Source organism: Stenotrophomonas sp. Ps181 (assembly GCF_025697425.1).
Taxonomy (GTDB): domain Bacteria; phylum Pseudomonadota; class Gammaproteobacteria; order Xanthomonadales; family Xanthomonadaceae; genus Stenotrophomonas; species Stenotrophomonas sepilia.
On record NZ_JAHWBI010000001.1, the window covers coordinates 196337 to 212808 of the forward strand.

The 16472-nt window shown below is 66.8% G+C and carries 15 protein-coding genes; 2 read left to right on the plus strand and 13 right to left on the minus strand.

Translation table 11 applies throughout. The annotated features are described in order from the left end of the window. Positions 1-17 precede the first annotated feature (17 nt). From mdcH to KXV01_RS01045, 13 genes are all read right to left on the minus strand, one after another. On the minus strand, positions 18-938 hold the full coding sequence (gene mdcH / locus KXV01_RS00985; RefSeq protein ID WP_111096432.1) for a malonate decarboxylase subunit epsilon: 921 nt from the start codon (positions 936-938) through the stop codon (positions 18-20). Further along, on the minus strand, positions 935-1792 hold the full coding sequence (mdcB, locus tag KXV01_RS00990; RefSeq protein ID WP_049438592.1) for a triphosphoribosyl-dephospho-CoA synthase MdcB: 858 nt from the start codon (positions 1790-1792) through the stop codon (positions 935-937). The genes mdcH and mdcB overlap by 4 nt, the downstream gene beginning before the upstream one ends. After that, on the minus strand, positions 1789-2430 hold the full coding sequence (gene mdcG, locus KXV01_RS00995; protein WP_111096431.1) for a malonate decarboxylase holo-[acyl-carrier-protein] synthase: 642 nt from the start codon (positions 2428-2430) through the stop codon (positions 1789-1791). The genes mdcB and mdcG overlap by 4 nt, the downstream gene beginning before the upstream one ends. Further along, on the minus strand, positions 2423-3127 hold the full coding sequence (mdcE, locus tag KXV01_RS01000) for a biotin-independent malonate decarboxylase subunit gamma (RefSeq protein ID WP_099486878.1): 705 nt from the start codon (positions 3125-3127) through the stop codon (positions 2423-2425). The genes mdcG and mdcE overlap by 8 nt, the downstream gene beginning before the upstream one ends. A gap of 2 nt (positions 3128-3129) precedes the next feature. Then, positions 3130-4038 carry a biotin-independent malonate decarboxylase subunit beta gene (locus KXV01_RS01005; RefSeq protein WP_111096430.1) on the minus strand — a complete coding sequence of 303 codons (909 nt, stop codon included), beginning with the start codon at positions 4036-4038 and terminating at the stop codon, positions 3130-3132. Further along, positions 4035-4355, minus strand: a complete 321-nt coding sequence (gene mdcC / locus KXV01_RS01010) for a malonate decarboxylase acyl carrier protein (RefSeq protein ID WP_049438596.1) — start codon at positions 4353-4355, stop codon at positions 4035-4037. The genes KXV01_RS01005 and mdcC overlap by 4 nt, the downstream gene beginning before the upstream one ends. 10 nt (positions 4356-4365) lie before the next feature. Beyond that, a complete protein-coding gene (gene mdcA, locus KXV01_RS01015; RefSeq protein WP_049414211.1) occupies positions 4366-6009 on the minus strand; it encodes a malonate decarboxylase subunit alpha in 1644 nt (547 codons plus the stop codon). 157 nt (positions 6010-6166) lie between these two features. After that, positions 6167-8374: a TonB-dependent siderophore receptor gene (locus KXV01_RS01020; RefSeq protein ID WP_099495251.1), complete on the minus strand. Its 2208-nt coding sequence runs from the start codon at positions 8372-8374 to the stop codon at positions 6167-6169. Positions 8375-8731: 357 nt separating this feature from the next. Continuing rightward, on the minus strand, positions 8732-10420 hold the full coding sequence (gene mqo, locus KXV01_RS01025; protein ID WP_099495252.1) for a malate dehydrogenase (quinone): 1689 nt from the start codon (positions 10418-10420) through the stop codon (positions 8732-8734). A gap of 191 nt (positions 10421-10611) precedes the next feature. Continuing rightward, positions 10612-11058 (minus strand): GNAT family N-acetyltransferase, encoded by a 447-nt coding sequence (locus tag KXV01_RS01030; RefSeq protein ID WP_099495253.1) that lies wholly within the window; start codon positions 11056-11058, stop codon positions 10612-10614. A gap of 184 nt (positions 11059-11242) precedes the next feature. Continuing rightward, positions 11243-11827, minus strand: coding sequence for a hypothetical protein (locus tag KXV01_RS01035; RefSeq protein WP_049416396.1), 585 nt, complete (start codon positions 11825-11827; stop codon positions 11243-11245). Between the two features lie 198 nt (positions 11828-12025). Beyond that, complete coding sequence (locus KXV01_RS01040; protein WP_099495254.1) at positions 12026-12460, minus strand: hypothetical protein; 435 nt, start codon at positions 12458-12460, stop codon at positions 12026-12028. 158 nt (positions 12461-12618) lie between these two features. Further along, positions 12619-13524: a LysR family transcriptional regulator ArgP gene (locus KXV01_RS01045; protein WP_049416399.1), complete on the minus strand. Its 906-nt coding sequence runs from the start codon at positions 13522-13524 to the stop codon at positions 12619-12621. A gap of 138 nt (positions 13525-13662) precedes the next feature. On the opposite strand from KXV01_RS01045, the gene KXV01_RS01050 reads away from it, so the two are divergent. Both KXV01_RS01050 and KXV01_RS01055 read left to right on the plus strand, forming a co-directional pair. Next, positions 13663-14298: a LysE family transporter gene (locus KXV01_RS01050; protein ID WP_049438600.1), complete on the plus strand. Its 636-nt coding sequence runs from the start codon at positions 13663-13665 to the stop codon at positions 14296-14298. A 162-nt stretch (positions 14299-14460) separates the two neighbouring features. Beyond that, positions 14461-16449, plus strand: a complete 1989-nt coding sequence (locus KXV01_RS01055; RefSeq protein WP_049438601.1) for a prolyl oligopeptidase family serine peptidase — start codon at positions 14461-14463, stop codon at positions 16447-16449. Positions 16450-16472: the final 23 nt, after the last annotated feature.

The following is a 16472-nucleotide window of genomic DNA, read 5'->3' on the forward strand; positions in this document are numbered from 1 at the left end:
CGTACTGCTCGAACCCGTTACTGCAGCCGCTCCAGCGCACTGCGGACCCACGCCGCGGCGCCTTCCAGGCTCTGGAACTCTTCCACCGCGCGCACTTCGCAGCACGGATAGGCCGGTGCGACCATGCGCGCCAGCGCGTTGCCCGGGCCCAGCTGCAGGAAAGCCCGCGCGCCGCGCTCGAAGGCCTGGCGCATCACCTGCGCCCATTCGATGGTCTGCGCCAGCTGCGCCGACAGCGTGTGGACCGCCATTGCGCGATCCCGCACCGGTCGCGCATCGATGCCGGCCAGCAGCGGCAGGCGTGGGGCCTGCAGTGGCGAGGCATCGAGTGCGGCAGCAAACGGTGCTACCGCTGCCGCCAGCAACGGTGTGTGTGCAGGCACGTGCACCGGCAGCGGACGGATGTCCGCACCCTGCGCCTGCGCTGCATCGGCCAGCCGCAGCAACGAGGCGTGCGTGCCGCCCACGATGAAATGGTCCTGCCCGTTGGCGATGGCCATGTGCGCACCGTGCAGATCGCACAGCGGCTGCAGTACATGGCGTTCCAGGCCGAGCACGGCCTGCAGGCCTGCATCGGCGGGGCTGGCGCCGTCCATCAACTGCGCGCGCTGCGCAGCCAGGGCAAGGCAGGTGGTCGCATCGAAGCTGCCGGCGATGGCATGCGCGGCCAACTCGCCGATGCTGTAGCCGGCGACCAGCGTCGGCGTTGGCACGTTGTCGCGCAGCCCCTGCCACTGCGCCAGAGTGGCCGCGCACAGCAGTGGTTGCGCCTGCGCATTGTCGAAACGGTCGTCGGCCGCAGCGGCGGAAAACACATCGCGGCCGAGTACCGTGCTGGCAACATCAAGGGTATGGCGTGCGGCCGGAAGATCGCGCACGCGGTCGAACATCGCCGCATGCTGCGCACCTTGGCCGGAGCAGAGCAGGGCAAGGCTCATGCGTCCTCCTGCTGTAGCAGGAACCAGGCACAGGCCAACAGGTCGGCACTGCCACCGGGACTCAGGCGGCGCGCGACGAAGCGCTCACCGATGCCGTGCAGGCGTGCCTGCCAGCCGGGCACGAACGCACCGCCGCCGTCGAGGAAACCATGCGCCTGTCGCTGTGCCCAGCGCAAGCCGTCGGCGCCGCCACGGTGCAGCAGGTTGAGGTCATCCACGCATGCGACCAGCTGCATCAGGGCCTGGCACATCGCGGCCTCGCGCGGCAGTCCGTTGGCCACTGCGTGGCGCAGGGCAGGCAGTCCCACTTCGCGCAGCAGCGGATAGCCGGCGGCCGCTTGTTCGCGCACACCCTGCACGCCGTGCCGTGCACGCGCGCGCTGGCCAGGGCTGTTGGCATCCAGGGGTGCGTCGGCGAGCTCGGCAGACCAGCGGCACACTTCCTGGCAGACCTGCTCGCCCGTGGCGGCATGGCCCAAGCGGGAGCGACAGGCCGCGGCGGCCGCCACCAGGAGGCCGAGACTGAAGACCGCGCCACGATGGGTATTGACGCCGGCGGTCGCGCGCAGCATCGCGATCTCGGCGGCGATGCCACACCGGCGCAAGGCGTCGAAGTCCGTCCCGGCTGCACCGAGGCGGGCCACGGCGGTGAAGTAGTGGCGCAGTGCGAACAGGCTGCGCAGGAACGTGCCGGCGTCCATGTCGTGATGGCTGCCGCTGTCGAATGGTGTGACCAGTCCGGGCTTGGGTGCCAGCGCCAGCTCCGCATGCAGGCTGGCGACGGCGAGGCGCCCCAGACGCGCGCTGTCCACGGCAGCTGCCGGCCTGACTGCCGATCGCACGACGGCGTTCATGCGCTCACCCCGGCGGAGGCGAACAACGCATCGCGGAGTTCCAGTGCGGCACCATCGAGGCGCTTGACCAGTACCTCGCGGCTGCGTCCGGCGTACTCCCGCCAGTTCACGGCGGCGTCGCGGCCCAGGCACAGCTCGCCATCGACCCGCCGGTCGTGTTCGGCTTCCCATGCCTGTAGCCGTGCAGCCAGGGCATCGGCCTGCGCGGTGGTGTCGATCGGCCACAGCAGATCGACGTCCGAGCGCGCGTGCACATAGCGCAGGCCAGTAAGGTGCTGCCACGCGAAGGCACCGAATACGCGCGCCTCAGCGATGTTCTGCAGCACTTCAAGGGGCCGCCGCCAGTCCTGTGGAATGTCGCCTTTCAGCACCGTCTGAAGTGCCGGCGGCGGCGTGGTGCGCAGCACATCGCGTGCTGGCACGCGCAGGGCCAGGCGCAGTTTGCCCTCGGCGGGCGGCAGCGGCACGCCGAGACGCAGGCGTGGATCGGCATCGTCGGCGGAACGCCGCGCGACGATGGCCGGGCGGCCCTGCGCAAACCAGTCGGCCAGGCGCGACTCATGCGCGGCGATGTCCGCCTGCCAGCCGGCGTGCGCTGACAGCCAGACCAGCGTATGGCGGGGCAGCCGCTCAGGCATCGCCCTGGCTCACCGCTTCAGCCACGCGTGCGGCCAGCATGCGCCCGCCACGTTCGGCTCCGCGCAGGGCGCGGCGGTCGCCATCGGCGGGCGTGCGCAGGGCCTGCAGAAGGTGCTGGGCAAGATCGCCCTCCCACAGCGATTCCACCGCACCCATCGCCACGTAGTTCTCCACGCCCGGTGCGAACACCGGTGAGGTCTGGCTCAGCGCCTGCAGTCTATCCAGCGGCTGCTTGGTCACCCGGGCCATCGCGCGCAGGTCCATCACCCGCACCTGCGCATCCGGCAGGGCGTGGATGTGGTCGGCCATCAGCCCGAACGAGAGGAAGCCGCCACTGACGGATTCACCGTAGACCAGCGTGACCAGTCGCGCGCCACGTCGACGCGCGAGATCCAGCGTCTGCGCCAGGTGCGCGAAACAGCCGTTGATGCCGAGCAGTTCGTCGCGGCGTGCCAGGCGCTGGCCGGCGGTGTCGACCAGCATCACGATCGGTTGCTGCGGATGCGCGGCGGTGCTGGCCAGCACCGTTTCGGCCAGTGCCAGTGCATGGTCCACGCCCACCTCGAGCTTGTCGGCGGTGCCGATCACGGTCACGTCGCCGTCGTCGGTGGTGGCGCTGCCGGTCAGCACCGAATCGTTCACCGCAACGGCATGCCCATGCGGAAACAGGGCATCGAGCAGTGTCTGCAACGGCATGCTCATGGCAGGCTCCGGTCGGCGGTGGCGATGAGGAATTCATCGGTGTCGAGCAGTGGCAGGCGTTCGGGGTGGGAAATGCCCAGCCGCGCCCAGATTTCCAGGCCATCGCGGCAATCGCTCCAGGCCTGCACGCGCGCCTTCAATGCCAGATGGCGTTGCTGCAGCGCGGCCAGTGCAGTATCCGGATCGGTACTGCTGGTATCCGGCTGCAGCGCATTGAATGCCGCTTGCGCGAACGCGTCGATGGCATCGGGCACCAGCACCTGTGCCTGGTCGATCAGGTAGCGGTGCTTGCCTCCCGTTACGCGCCAGACCAGTGCGCGGTCGCGGGAATCGAACTCTTCCACGCCGCGTACGGTTTCGATCACCTCTGGCCCGGACAGCGACAGCCGGCCTTCCTCGGACATGATCACCATGCCGCAGCAACGAGCAACGATGCCCATGCCACCGAAGGCGCCGTTGCCGCTGCCGATCAGCGCGATCACCGGCACGCCCGCTGCACGCGCGTCCAGAGTGGCGCGCATGATCTCGGAAATGGCGATGAGCCCAGCATTGGCTTCGTGCAGCCGCACACCGCCGGTATCGAGCAGGAGCAGCACGCCGTCAGGGCGGGTGTGCGCCGCACGGCGCAGCAGCCCGGTCAGCTTGGCGCCATGTACTTCGCCCACGCCTCCGCCCATGAATTCACCCTGTTGTGCGGCCAGCAGCACGTGTTTGCCCTGCAGCCTGGCCTCGCCGACGACGATGCCATCGTCGAACGCGGCCGGCTGGTCGAGCTGGGCCAGGTGCGGACTCATCATCCGTCGCGCCGGGCCGAGGAACTCGTGGAACGAGCCGGCGTCGACCAGCCCGGCGATGCGCTCGCGCGCATCGGCCTCGTAGTAGCTGTGGCGCTGTACGTGGTTCATGGCGCGCCTCCGGCCAGCAGGGTTTCCACGGCCTGGTCCAGGCGCAGGCTGACCACGGCCGGGGTCGCACCGGCGTCGTTGATCGAGACGCGCACATCGCGCAGCGGATGACGCTGTGCGAAGTCGTTGATCACCGCTTGCCACACGCTGCCGAAGCCCTTCGCGGCGGTGATGATGCGCACCGTCATCGCGCCTTCCAGCGCAGCGGGTTCCAGCAGGATCTCCAGGTTGCCCGAGGCCAGCACGCCGACCAGCACCGCTTCGCGCGGGAACTGCACCGCAGTGTGTCCTTCGAATCGATAGTCGAGGGTTTCCATGCTCAGCCCCTTACCAGTTGCGGAAGCGCTTGGGCGGGTCGTACAGACCGCCGGACCAGCGCACCAGGTCCTTCACCGAACGCGCCGCCAGCAGGTCACGGCTGGCATCGCGCACGGAGATGCCAAGGTCATCGGGACGGCGGATCACGCCGCGGTCGCGCAGGTTTTCCACCATCGCGCGGTCGCGGCCCAGGCCCACGGCGGTATAGCCGGCCACGCCACGGATCGCCTGTTCGCGCTCCTCAGGGGTGCGGCACAGCAGTAGGTTGGCAATGCCTTCCTCGGTCAGCACATGGCTGACGTCGTCGCCGTAGATCATTACCGGCGGCAGCGGCATGTTCGCGCGTTCGGCCAGGTCCCAGGCATCAAGGCGATCGACGAAGGCCGGCGCCATGTGCTCGCGGAAGGTTTCCACCATCTGCACCACCAGCTTGCGCCCGCGCGGCATCTCGCCCGGGCGCGCGGCCTGTTGGCCGGCCTTGATCCAGGCGTCGCTGGCATGGCGCCGGCCACGTGCATCGGAACCCATGTTCGGCGCGCCACCGAAGCCTGCGATGCGGTCGCGGGTGGCGGTGGAGCTGTTGCCCTGAAGGTCGATCTGCAGTGTGGAACCGATGAACATGTCGCAGGCATACAGGCCGGCGGTCTGCGAGAACGCGCGGTTGGAACGCATCGAGCCATCGGCGCCGGTGAAGAACACATCGCCTCGCGCGGCGATGTACTTCTCCATGCCCAGTTCCGAACCGAACGAATGCACCGATCTGACGAAGCCCGATTCGATCGCCGGAATCAGTGCCGGGTGGGGGTTCAACGCCCAGTGCTGGCAGATCTTTCCCTTCAGCCCGAGCGATTCGGCGTAGGTGGGGAGCAGCAGTTCGATGGCGGCGGTATCGAAGCCGATGCCGTGATTCAAACGATTCACGCCGTACTCGGCGTAGATGCCCTTGATGGCCATCATCGCCATCAGCACCTGGATCTCGGAGATCTGCGCCGGGTCGCGGGTGAACAGCGGCTCGATATGGTTCGGCTTCGGCGCCTGCACCACGAAGTTGACCCAGTCCGCAGGAATATCGACGCGGGGGAGGCTGTCGACGATCTCGTTGACCTGGGCGATGACGATGCCGCCACCGAAGGCGGTGGCCTCGACGATCACCGGCGTGTCTTCGGTGTTCGGGCCGGTATAGAGGTTGCCGTGCCGATCTGCGGCCTGTGCGGCCACCAGGGCCACGCGCGGGGTCAGGTCGATGAAGTAGCGGCCAAACAATTCCAGGTAGGTGTGGATGGCACCGATCTGGATGCGCCCTTCGGCTACCAGGTTGGCCAGTCGCACCGATTGCGGGCCGGAGAACGAGAAATCCAGTTTCGAGGCGATGCCACGCTCGAACACGTCCAGGTGCGAGGGCAGTGAGAGGACCGACTGCACCATGTGCAGATCATGCACGCGGGCGGGGTCGAGGTCGGCCAGCGCCTGGGCGAGGAAATCGGCCTGCTTCTGGTTGTTGCCCTCCAGGCAGACCTTGTCGCCTGGCTCCAGCACTGCGTGCAGCAACTTGCCGACGTCGCTGGTGGCGACCTCGCGTCCCCGGGCCCACGGCGCGGCACGTTCCAGGCGGGCCTGGCGACTGCGTTCCAACGTATCCCAGCTCGGGTTCATTGACCGGCTTCCGACGGGTGTTGGGATAATTACGGCATAATTACGAAGTGGGTACAACCTGCAGTGCAGCAAAAAAGAAGGGCCCGCGCGGAGGCGGGCCCATTCAGGGTGTGGGGTGTGCCGACCAACGGTCGGCACCCACCGGTTCGCAGGTGCCTCAGAACTTCCAGCGCAGGCTGGCGGACACGAAGCGCGGCTCGCCGTAGTTGTTGTAGTCCAGGTTGGCCCAGTAAGTCTTGTCCAGCGCGTTGCGCACGCTCAGCGTTGCGGTCCAGCTGTCGCTGATGCGGTAGTTGGCATTGAATTGCACCAGCATGTACGCCGGCTGGTTCACCGTCACTGTGCCGCCCAGCGGGTAGGCGATGTTGTAGCCCTGCACCTTGCTTTGCCACTGCAGGCCACCGCCAACGCTCAGGCGTTCCAGCGCACCGCGCAGCTGCAGCTGGGTGTTGAGCTGCAGCAGATCCTTGGGCGGGTTGGCGTACAGCAGGTCGGTGGCGGCGCGGGTGACCTTGACGTGGGTGTAGCCGGCATTGACCGTCCAGCCCGGCAGGATCTCGCCGTTGATGTCCATCTCCCAGCCACGCGCCTTGGTACCGTTGACGCCGATGTAGGCCGAGGTGCCGTCGCTGAGCGAACCCTCCGGCACACCCATGTCACGCACAGCATAGTTGTCCTGCTTGGCCTCGAACACAGCGGCATTTGCGGTCAGGCGGCCATCGAACCACTGCGTCTTGATGCCCGCTTCCAGGTTCGAGCCCTGCACCGGCGCCAGCAGGTTTTCGTTGCGGTCCTTGTAGTTCTGTGGATTGAAGATCTCGGTGTAGCTGGCATAGGCCGACACGTTCGGGGTGATCTCGTAGACCAGGCCCACGTACGGAGTGACTTCATCGCTCACCTTGTACGCACCGCTGGTGCCGGTATAGGCGCCGGCGGCGTTGTAGGAGCGGGTGAGGGTTTCCCACCGGCTCAGGCGTGCACCGGCGATCAGCGACAGCGGATCGGCCAGGTGCAGGCGGGTGGCCAGATAGACGCCGCTCTGCGTGGTCTTCGCTACACGGCGTGCGCCGGTGCGGGTGTAGGTCACCTCGGAAATGTCGCCGTTCCAGGAGTACACGTTGGGGATGTAGTAGCAGCGCTCGCGTGCACCCGTGGCGCTGACACACGTTGCCCAGTCGCCGGGGAAGTTCAGCGCCACGGTGTTCGTGGTCCCTTCCAGATCCGACCACTGGGCGCCGACCGTGAGGTCGTGGTCGCGGCCGAACAGCGGGAAGCTGCCGGTCAGGTAAGCATCGACATTGCGGCGGGTGTCTTTCGAATCACCGGCGGCGGCACGCAGGTAGATGCCCGATCCGGTCACCGGGTCCGGGTTGCCGGTGCCGTACAGGCGCACGTTCTGCACGTTGCCGCGGGTGTAGGCCGTGTTGATCTTCAACAGCCAGTTGTCGCCGAAACGCTGTTCCAGGTTGGCGAAGGCGGTGTTGCTCTCGCGCTTCCAGTAGCTCCACTTCGGCGACAGGTTGGTCGAGCGCGGCAGATGGGCGAAATTGCCCTGGTTGTCGAAGAACGGCACGGTGCCCCAGGTCGAACCGGTCGGGTTGTTGTCCTGGGTCTGGTAGCCGACGGTGACCGTGGTGCTGTCGGTGACATCGCCTTCAAGCACCGCCATGCCGGCCATCTTGTTCTCGTCGTAACGGTCGTAGTACAGCCCGCGGTCGGTGTAGGCGGCGACCACGCGGCTGCGGAAACGGCCATCATCGGTCAGCGGCGCGGTCACGTCGGCTTCCATGCGGCGGAAGTCCCAGCTGCCGGCGCTGACCGCGAATGACGCGTCGAATTCCTTGCCGGGGCGCTTGCGCAGCAGGTTGACCGTGGCCGACGGCACGCCAGCGCCACTGAGCAGGCCGTTGGCGCCGCGGATCACTTCGATGCGGTCGTAGAAGGCGGTGTCGTATTCCTGGTTGGTGGACCCGCTGTAGGTGGGGATGCCGTCGACCTGGAAGTCGGTGATGGCGAAGCCACGCGCGTAGTACAGCGGACGCTGCGTGTCATAGAAGGACACGCTGACGCCGGTCACGTTGCGCATCACATCGTTGATGCTGAACAGTGATTCGTCCTGCAGGCGCTGCAGGCTGATGGCGGTGGCGGACTGCGGGGTTTCCTGCAGGGTGATCGGCAGGCGCGTAGTGCTGGCCGGCGGAGCGGACTGCTCGGCACGCACGCTGACCCGATCAAGGGTCTTGGCGTCGGCGGCGCCTTCGGCGGCGGCGAACGCGCTGGGCGCGCCCAGCACGGTCAGCGACGAAAGCAGGGCGGCCGGCAGCAGCGCGCGGCGGGGCTGGCGATTGGGGAAATTCGGGGACATGGGCGGCTCGGAGCGTGGAGGCGGGGAAGGGCGGCAACAGTCGTCCGGCACCCGGGCGGCGGCTTCGGGCACGGTCAGGTCCGGCTGCTAAGGCGCGCGGTCACTGCGCGGGGTGCAAATGTAAATAATTCTTAACAACATTACAATTCGTGTCACTGAGGAAGGGCTTCCAGGCGCATGGCAGCGGCTGGGCCGGGGTCGGATCCCGTTGACGGAGGCAATGGGCCCTGGCTCCACCCCGGTGCCCAGGCGCAGGTCAGAGCCCTCACGTGCGGGAGGGATCCGACCTGTCACCGCACAAACGCGAACGGCCACCCGAAGGTGGCCGTCCGTTTGCATCGAAAGGAACGTGCGGGCTTACAGCGCCTGCAGTTCCTCATTGGCGTTGCGCTTTTCCTTGGTCTGTGCCGGCACCGTGGCCGCCGCGGGCGATGCCGCGTTCGCATCCACCGGCACCTCCAGGTACGGCAACTGCAGGGTCTGGCTGGTCAGCGTACGGATCTCGTTCACCAGCGCCGGGCTGTCGTTGAGCTTGCGCCCGTACGATGGCACGATCTCGCGCAGGCGGGTTTCCCAGCCGGCCTTCATCTGCTCCGGGAAGGCCTTGGCCATCAGGTCCAGCATGATCGGCGGCGAGGTCGACGCACCCGGCGAGGCGCCGAGCAGGGCGGCGAGGGTGTGGTCCTTGTCGGTCACGATCTCGGTGCCGAACTGCAGCACCGGGCCCTTCAGCGGGTCACGCTTGATGATCTGCACGCGCTGGCCGGCGGTCACCAGCTTCCAGTCGCCCGGCTTGGCATTGGGGAAGTACTTGACCAGCTCGGCCTGGCGGTCGGCATCGTTCAGGCGCGCCTGGCCCATCAGGTACTGCACCAGGTCCAGGTTGTCCTTGCCCACTTCCAGCATCGGGCCAACGTTGTTGTGGGTCACCGAGGAATACAGGTCCCACCACGAGCCGTGCTTGAGGAACTTGGTGCTGTACAGCGCAAACGGCCCGAACAGGACCACCGGCTTGCCGTCCAGCTTGCGCGCATCCAGGTGCGGCACCGACATCGGCGGCGAACCGGTCTCGGCCATGCCGTAGGCTTTCACGCCATGGCGCGAGGTCACGTCCTGGCCCTGGAAGGCGAGGAACTGGCCACCGACCGGGAAGCCGGCATAGTCCTTCGATTCCGGAATGCCCGACATCTGCAGCAGCTTCAGCGCGGCGCCACCGGCACCGATGAAGACGAAGCGGGTGTGGGTGGTGGTTTCGGTGCCGGCCTTGAGATCCTTCACCGTGACGTTCCAGCTCTTGTCGGCGTTCTGCCGCAGCGCGGTCACTTCATGGTTCAGGTGCAGGCTGAAGTTCGGGTTGCGCTGCAGGCCGGCGGTCAGCTGGCGGGTGATCACACCGAAGTTGACGTCGGTACCGAGCGGCATCCAGGTCGCGGCAACCTTCTGCTTCGGGTCACGGCCTTCCATCAGCAGCGGGGCCCACTGCTTGATCTGCGCCGGATCTTCAGAGTACTGCATGCCGTAGAACAGCGGGTTCTTCACCAGCGCCTGCTGGCGCTTGTGCAGGTAGGCGATGTTGTCATCGCCCCAGACGAAGCTCATGTGCGGCGTCGGGTTGATGAAGTCGCTGGGCCGGCTGAGGCGGCCTTCCTTGACCTGGTGCGACCAGAACTGGCGCGAGACCTCGAACGATTCGGCGATGCCGACCGCGCGCTTGGTCTCGATGCTGCCATCGGGCAGTTCCGGGGTGTAGTTCAGTTCGGCGAAGGCCGAATGGCCGGTGCCGGCGTTGTTCCAGCCGTCGGAGCTTTCACCGGCGACGCCGTCGAGGCGTTCGTAGACCTGGATGTTCCAGTCCGGCTGCAGTTCCTGCAGGTAGGTGGCCAGGGTGATGCTCATGATGCCGGCGCCGACCAGCACAACGTCGACGGGCTTGTCGTTGCTGGCGGCGGGCACCGAGCGCTGGGTCAGCGGCCAGTACAGGAACAGCGCGGCGGCCAGCAACAGCAGCACGAGCAGGGCGAGAAGAGCCTTGCCAAATTTCTTCATGGGGGCGGGATCGTTGGCGGAGGGGAAGGGGTCAGGATGCGCGTGGGGCAGGGAAAGGGCGTGAAGAAACAACGCCTTGCAGCATCCATCCGCCATTCTAACCGGATCCGGTCCTTTTTTGCTGCAACGCAGCATCCGACGTTTCGCGGCGCTGTCACATGGGTGGCAGGCGACGTCCGGCGGCGGTGGGATCAGACCAGCTCAAGGATCTCGTCGCCGGCCTCATCGACCCCGCCGGTCGGGCGCCAGCCCAGGCGGCGGTAGAAGCCATGCGAGCGCGAACGCGGGTCGGCCGAGCAGGCCAGGAACAGCCGCTGGTGGCCGGCATCGCGGGTCAGGCTGACCACGTCCTGCAGCAGCTGGCGGCCGATGCCGCGGCCCTCGTAGTCCGGCAGCAGGGCCAGCACCAGCACCTCGCCGCTGTCGCGGTCGGCGAAGCAGTAGCCGGCCATGCGCTCGCCGTCCCAGGCGACGCGGCCGATCGAATCGCCCTGGGCGATGCCGGCCGCCCAGCTGTCCACCGTGATGCCCCGTTCCGCAAGCTGGGCCGCGCTGAAGGCGTTCTCGCGGGTGCGCCCGCGCAGGTCGATGCAGGCGGCGGCATCTTCGGGGCGGGCGTCGCGGACGAATACAGGCATGCAGGGCATCCTTGCGGTGATCGGCCGCTCAGTATCTGCATGGCGCATGGAATCGATGTGTAGGGTTGATGGAGATTGGATGGAGGCCCCGCAGCAGCAGGGATAGGGGGGACCGGTGCCGCTGATGCCGATGTCGCCCGGCGGCGTGGCAGTGAAAGGCTTTCAGCAGGTGCTTGCACCCCGGTCAGTCACTGCCGACGGTGAAGTACTCCACGGCGAAGTAGCCGATCTGGTAAGCCAGCGTTGCCAGCACCAGGCGCAGCTGTGTGCGTTGGCTGCGCAGTCGCCAGCCGAGCACCGCCACCGCCAGCATCAACACGGCATGCAACGGGTACGCGGCCCCCAGCAGCTTCCAGCGGCTGCTGCCCTTGATGGCGGTATCGACCAGGTCGAGCAGGGTCAGTGCAGCCATCACGCTGAAGATCCAGCGCCGGCGCTGCATGAGATAGTTCCCGTAGCTGCCGTATTCACGCAGGTCGTCGGGAAACAGCAGCGCGCACAGCAGGAACCAGGTCGCGCAGTACACGATCACGAACAGGTAGGTTTCAAACGTCCAGCGGTGCACCTCGATGAGGCGGAACTCCCACCACCAGAAGGTCACCAGCGATATCAGCGTCCACGCCACCCAGCCCAGGTGCAGGGCCGAGCAGCCGCGGCGCTGCGGATGCTCGATGATCTGCGCCAGGCCCTTGAGCACGGTGGTGATCGACAGGCCGAGGATGATGCCCATCACCACCCGGATGTGCAGGAACAGCGGATCGGTCTGCATCGCGGTGCTCCGTGTCGGGTGCTGCGATGCTGGCACAACCGGGCGCCCAGGAACGGACCCCGGTCACGCACAGAAGAGCGGAGAAAAAAGGGACGGAGGGGATTAAGTCGCTCTCGTCCTGATTCGTCCATGGCTGAGGACTGGCCACGTCCTGGCGACCAGGCGCGGTATTCTCAGCGCTTGGCTGGCTTGGTGGTATCAGGGCGGAGTGAGGCCCTGCTGTCGCAGCAGGGCAAGATACTTCCCGCCTTCATCGTCAGCGTCGAATATGTCCTCGCCGTCCAGTGCATACGCCCTGAGCAGGTATTCAAGGGCCCGATCCCGCTGCCCCAGAAGTTCGTTGCATTGGCCAGCGCGATACAGAATGAAGGGATTGGCATGCCCGTCCGGACCATTCAATGCATCCATGAAGTACTCCAGGGCGGCCACTACGTCACCGGAAAGAAAGCTCGCGTCTCCAAGTGAAGCACAGAGCCAAGTGTAGGCCTCCCAATCCTTGGCAGGAGCTGGCAACGCTTCTAAAGCCTGCAGCCAGCACCGAGTCGCGCCAGCATGGTCATTGGCATCCATGAGGACGTTTCCCTGCTCTGAGAGGTCAGTGACCTGCTCATAGATTTCGTCAGGAAGTTCCATTCGGTTTGACTCACAGATGACAAGCCTTCCAGCCTACGTAAAAAAAGTGCACCTGTCGGCTGGCAAGTGCGCTATCTGGTGTCGCGATCGTCTCGGATTTTGACCCCGTGAGCCGAAAGCGCCTGTCAACCAAGATCTACAGCCCCTGAGAAGCCAACTCAGCGCTTGCGCCGGATCAGCGCCGAGGACGCGTCCAGTACCGCACGGGTCAGCAGGGCCATGGTCTGCACGTCGCCCTTCCAGTGCTGCCAGTACAGCGGTACGTCTTCCCACGCGCGCTGCCGTACGTAGACCAGTCGCCCGGCGTCCAGGTGGCGCTTGACCAGCGGCAGGGGATTCATGGTCCAGCCCATGCCGCCGAGGTTGGCCTGCACGAAGGCCCGGGTGGAGGGAATCCACCAGGTCGGTGCGGTGCTGGGCAGGTCGTCGCCGGCCATGCGCCGGGCGAAGCGCGACTGCATTTCGTCCTTGCGGTTGAACACCAGCACCGGTGCCTGCGCCAGCGCCTGCGCGGTCACGCCCTTGGCAAAGTGGCGTTCGCGGAACTCCGGCGTGCAGGTCGCTGCATAGCGGATGCTGCCCAGCGCATGGATCTGGCAGCCCTGCACCGGCTCGTCCAGCGTGGTCACTGCGCCCAGCACCGTACCCTGGCGCAGCAGCTCCACGGTGTGGTCCTGGTCTTCCACACGCAGGTCCAGGGTGGTGCCGGTGGTCTGCGCGAACTGGTAGGCGGCCTGCGGAAACCAGGTTTCCAGGCTGTCGTGGTTCACCGCCACCGGGATGCTGGCCTGGGGCAGGTCCTCATCGGCCAGGCCCATCCGGTGCAGCGCATCGTGTTCGAGCAGGGCGGTCTGCTCGGCCAGCTGCACCAGCAGCTGCCCCTCGGCGGTGGCGGTGGCCGGGGTGCCGCGCTTGACCAGCAGGCGGCCGATCCGGTCCTCCAGTGCCTTGACCCGCTGCGAGATGGCCGAGGGCGTGACATTCAGCGACTGTGCGGCGCGGTCGAAGCTGCCTTCGCGGATCACCGCGGCCAGGGCGCGCAGCTGGGCATGATCGATGCGCATCGAATTAAGCTCCGCTAATGTTGGTTTAGGAAGTTTAGCTCGTCTTTTCCATGTTGCGGCGCGACAATGGCGCCCGTTCCGGTGCTGTCCGCCTTCGCGAGGCACCGTCCCCCCAAGCAATACAAGGCAGTGAATCCCATGTTCTCGGTCATCTCCGCCAGCACCGGCCTCGGTGCCTGGTTCTCTGGTGCAGCCACCGGCATCGGCCTGTTCGCCGTGGTCGGCGCCCAGAGCGCCTTCATTCTGCGCCAGGGCATCCTGCGCAAGCACATCGTGCCGGTGGTCGCCACCTGCGCGGCCATCGATGCCATCTTCATCTTCGCCAGCGTGGCCGGCCTGCGCACGCTCACCTCGGCGCTGCCGTGGCTGACCAGCGCCGTGCTGTGGACCGGTGTCGCGTTCCTGGCCTGGTATGCGATGAAGTCGGCACGACGTGCAATCGCCGGGGGCGGTGGCATGGGCGAGGCCGACAGCGACGACGGCAGCCGTCGCGCGGTGCTGATGGCCGCGGTCGGCTTCTCGCTGATCAATCCGCACTTCTGGCTGGACATGATGGTGATCGGCTCGATCGCCGAGAACTTCGGCAACGCCCGCATGGCCTTCGCTGCTGGCGTGGTCACGGCCAGCTGCCTGTGGCTGACCGCGCAGGGCCTGGGAGCACGCATGCTGGCACCGCTGTTCACCAAGCCCAGCACCTGGCGCGTGCTCGACGGCACCATCGCCGTGATCCTCAGCATCCTGGCCCTCACGTTGGCGGTGCGCGGGGTCCACTGACCCGGCGCACGCCCCCGAACCCACGTCCTGACTCTCTCTCCAAGGTAGTGGCAACGACGGCACCGGCAACGGTGCCGTCGTCTTTTCCGGCTCTGGCGTCAAACGCTCGGGCCTGCCTAGAATCGGCCACCAGGACAAGGTGTCCACAGGAGCAGGGGAAGGATGCACAAGACCATTCTGGCGGCCGCACTGGCCGTCATCGGGGGCGTTGCCGCAGGCAGCGCGGGGGCGGTGGACCTGGCGCAGTACCTGCGCCGGGAGACCTTCACCGATATCAAGATCTCGCCGGGGGGCGAGTACGTGGCGGCAACGGTGCCGAAGGAAGACAGCACCGCGATCGCGATCCTGCGGTTGAAGGACAAGCAGCTGGTCGGCAGTTTCTGGCCACCCAGCCGCAACCACGCGCAGGAATTCGACTGGGTCAGCAACGAGCGCCTGTTGATCGGCCTGGCCCAGAAGTGGGGCTCGCTCGACCAACCCAACCCCACCGGCGAACTCTATGCCATCGACGCCAACGGCAACCGTGGCGAGCTGCTGGTCGGCTATCGCGTCGAAAGCAAGGGCCCGGGGACCCGCATCCAGCCGAAGAAAGTCGAAGCAGTGGCCGCCTTCCTGGCCGACGACCTGCCGGGCGACGAGCGCAACGTGCTGGTGACCGTATGGCCGCTGGCCGAGGATCCGTTCACCCGCGTCGATCGCATGGATGTGACCACCGGCCGCCGTGCGCGGGTGGCATCTTCGCCGGTACGGCGCGGCGAATTCACCACCGATGGCGCCGGCGAGGTCCGCTTCGTGCACGGCTCGGGCAGCGACAACATCAACAAGCTGTATTTCCGCGAACGCAGCGGCGACACCTGGAAGCTGATCAACGACGAGGCGGTCAGCAAGCGCATCGAAACCGCCCTCGGCTTCTCGGCCGATGACAGCCTGGCCTACCTCAACGTCGAGCAGGCCCAGGGTCCGGATGCGATCGTCAGCTGGAATCCGCAGACCGGCGAGCGTGCCACGCTGCTGCGCGACGAGGTGGTCAATCCGTATCGCATCATCCATCGGCCCGGCACCCACGTGCCGGTGGGCGCGCTGTATCTGGGCGATACGCCGCGTACCCGATTCTTCGACGAGAAGTCGCCGGAGGCGCGCCTGTACCGCAGCCTGGAAGCCGCCTTCGGAGGGCCCGTCTACATTACCTCCAGCACCCGCGATGGCCGTGTCGTGCTGGTGGAAACCTGGTCGGGCTCGAACCCGGGCGATTTCTACGTGTACGACACGGTGGCGCGCAAGGCCGATCACCTGATCAGCCGCAGCGACTGGATCGATGTGGACCGTAGTGCCAGCGTGAAGCCGATTGCACTGAAGGCGCGCGACGGGCTGCCGCTGCATGGCTTCCTGACCCTGCCGGCCGGCAGCGACGGGCGCAACCTGCCGATGGTGGTGATGCCGCATGGCGGCCCGTTCGACATCTTCGATTCCGGCCAGTACGACCGCGAAACGCAGATGCTGGCCGCAGCCGGTTATGCCGTGCTGCAGGTCAACTTCCGTGGTTCGGGCAACTACGGCCGGGCCCACACCCAGGCCGGTGCGCAGCAGTGGGGCGCAGCGATGCAGGACGATGTCACCGATGCCACCCGCTGGGCAATCAGCGAAGGCATCGCCGACGGCCGTCGCATCTGTATTTACGGCGCCAGCTACGGGGCCTACTCGGCGATGATGGGGGCCGCCCGCGAACCGGGGTTGTACCAGTGCGCGGCCGGCTATGTGGGTGTCTACGATCTGCCGATGATGTACACCCGTGGCGACATCCAGGACCGTGGCTCAGGCGTCACCTACCTGCGCGAATGGCTGGGTGACCCGGCCAAGCTGGGCGCGGTGTCGCCGGTGAACCTGGCCGAACGGATCAAGGTGCCGGTGTTCCTGGCCGCCGGTGGCGAAGACAAGCGCGCGCCGATCCAGCACACCGAGCGCATGGAAGCGGCGCTCAAGCGCGCCGGCACGCCGGTGGAAAGCCTGTACTACAAGACTGAAGGCCACGGCTTCTACACCGAGGCCCATCGCAGCGAGTACTACGACAAGTTGCTGGCCTTCCTGGCGCGCAGCCTGGGTGGCAAGACCGCGACGGCCGCGCCCGCGACCGGCAAGGACAAGGCGCCCTGAGCTGACAGGGCGGTGGATGACCA

Excerpts from the sequence above, each read along its gene's own strand:
- mdcH (WP_111096432.1), bottom strand. The coding sequence starts at position 938 with ATGAGCCTTGCCCTGCTCTGCTCCGGCCAAGGTGCGCAGCATGCGGCG.
- mdcB (WP_049438592.1), bottom strand. The coding sequence starts at position 1,792 with ATGAACGCCGTCGTGCGATCGGCAGTCAGGCCGGCAGCTGCCGTGGAC.
- mdcG (WP_111096431.1), bottom strand. The coding sequence starts at position 2,430 with ATGCCTGAGCGGCTGCCCCGCCATACGCTGGTCTGGCTGTCAGCGCAC.
- mdcE (WP_099486878.1), bottom strand. The coding sequence starts at position 3,127 with ATGCCGTTGCAGACACTGCTCGATGCCCTGTTTCCGCATGGGCATGCC.
- KXV01_RS01005 (WP_111096430.1), bottom strand. The coding sequence starts at position 4,038 with ATGAACCACGTACAGCGCCACAGCTACTACGAGGCCGATGCGCGCGAG.
- mdcC (WP_049438596.1), bottom strand. The coding sequence starts at position 4,355 with ATGGAAACCCTCGACTATCGATTCGAAGGACACACTGCGGTGCAGTTC.
- mdcA (WP_049414211.1), bottom strand. The coding sequence starts at position 6,009 with ATGAACCCGAGCTGGGATACGTTGGAACGCAGTCGCCAGGCCCGCCTG.
- KXV01_RS01020 (WP_099495251.1), bottom strand. The coding sequence starts at position 8,374 with ATGTCCCCGAATTTCCCCAATCGCCAGCCCCGCCGCGCGCTGCTGCCG.
- mqo (WP_099495252.1), bottom strand. The coding sequence starts at position 10,420 with ATGAAGAAATTTGGCAAGGCTCTTCTCGCCCTGCTCGTGCTGCTGTTG.
- KXV01_RS01030 (WP_099495253.1), bottom strand. The coding sequence starts at position 11,058 with ATGCCTGTATTCGTCCGCGACGCCCGCCCCGAAGATGCCGCCGCCTGC.
- KXV01_RS01035 (WP_049416396.1), bottom strand. The coding sequence starts at position 11,827 with ATGCAGACCGATCCGCTGTTCCTGCACATCCGGGTGGTGATGGGCATC.
- KXV01_RS01040 (WP_099495254.1), bottom strand. The coding sequence starts at position 12,460 with ATGGAACTTCCTGACGAAATCTATGAGCAGGTCACTGACCTCTCAGAG.
- KXV01_RS01045 (WP_049416399.1), bottom strand. The coding sequence starts at position 13,524 with ATGCGCATCGATCATGCCCAGCTGCGCGCCCTGGCCGCGGTGATCCGC.
- KXV01_RS01050 (WP_049438600.1), top strand. The coding sequence starts at position 13,663 with ATGTTCTCGGTCATCTCCGCCAGCACCGGCCTCGGTGCCTGGTTCTCT.
- KXV01_RS01055 (WP_049438601.1), top strand. The coding sequence starts at position 14,461 with ATGCACAAGACCATTCTGGCGGCCGCACTGGCCGTCATCGGGGGCGTT.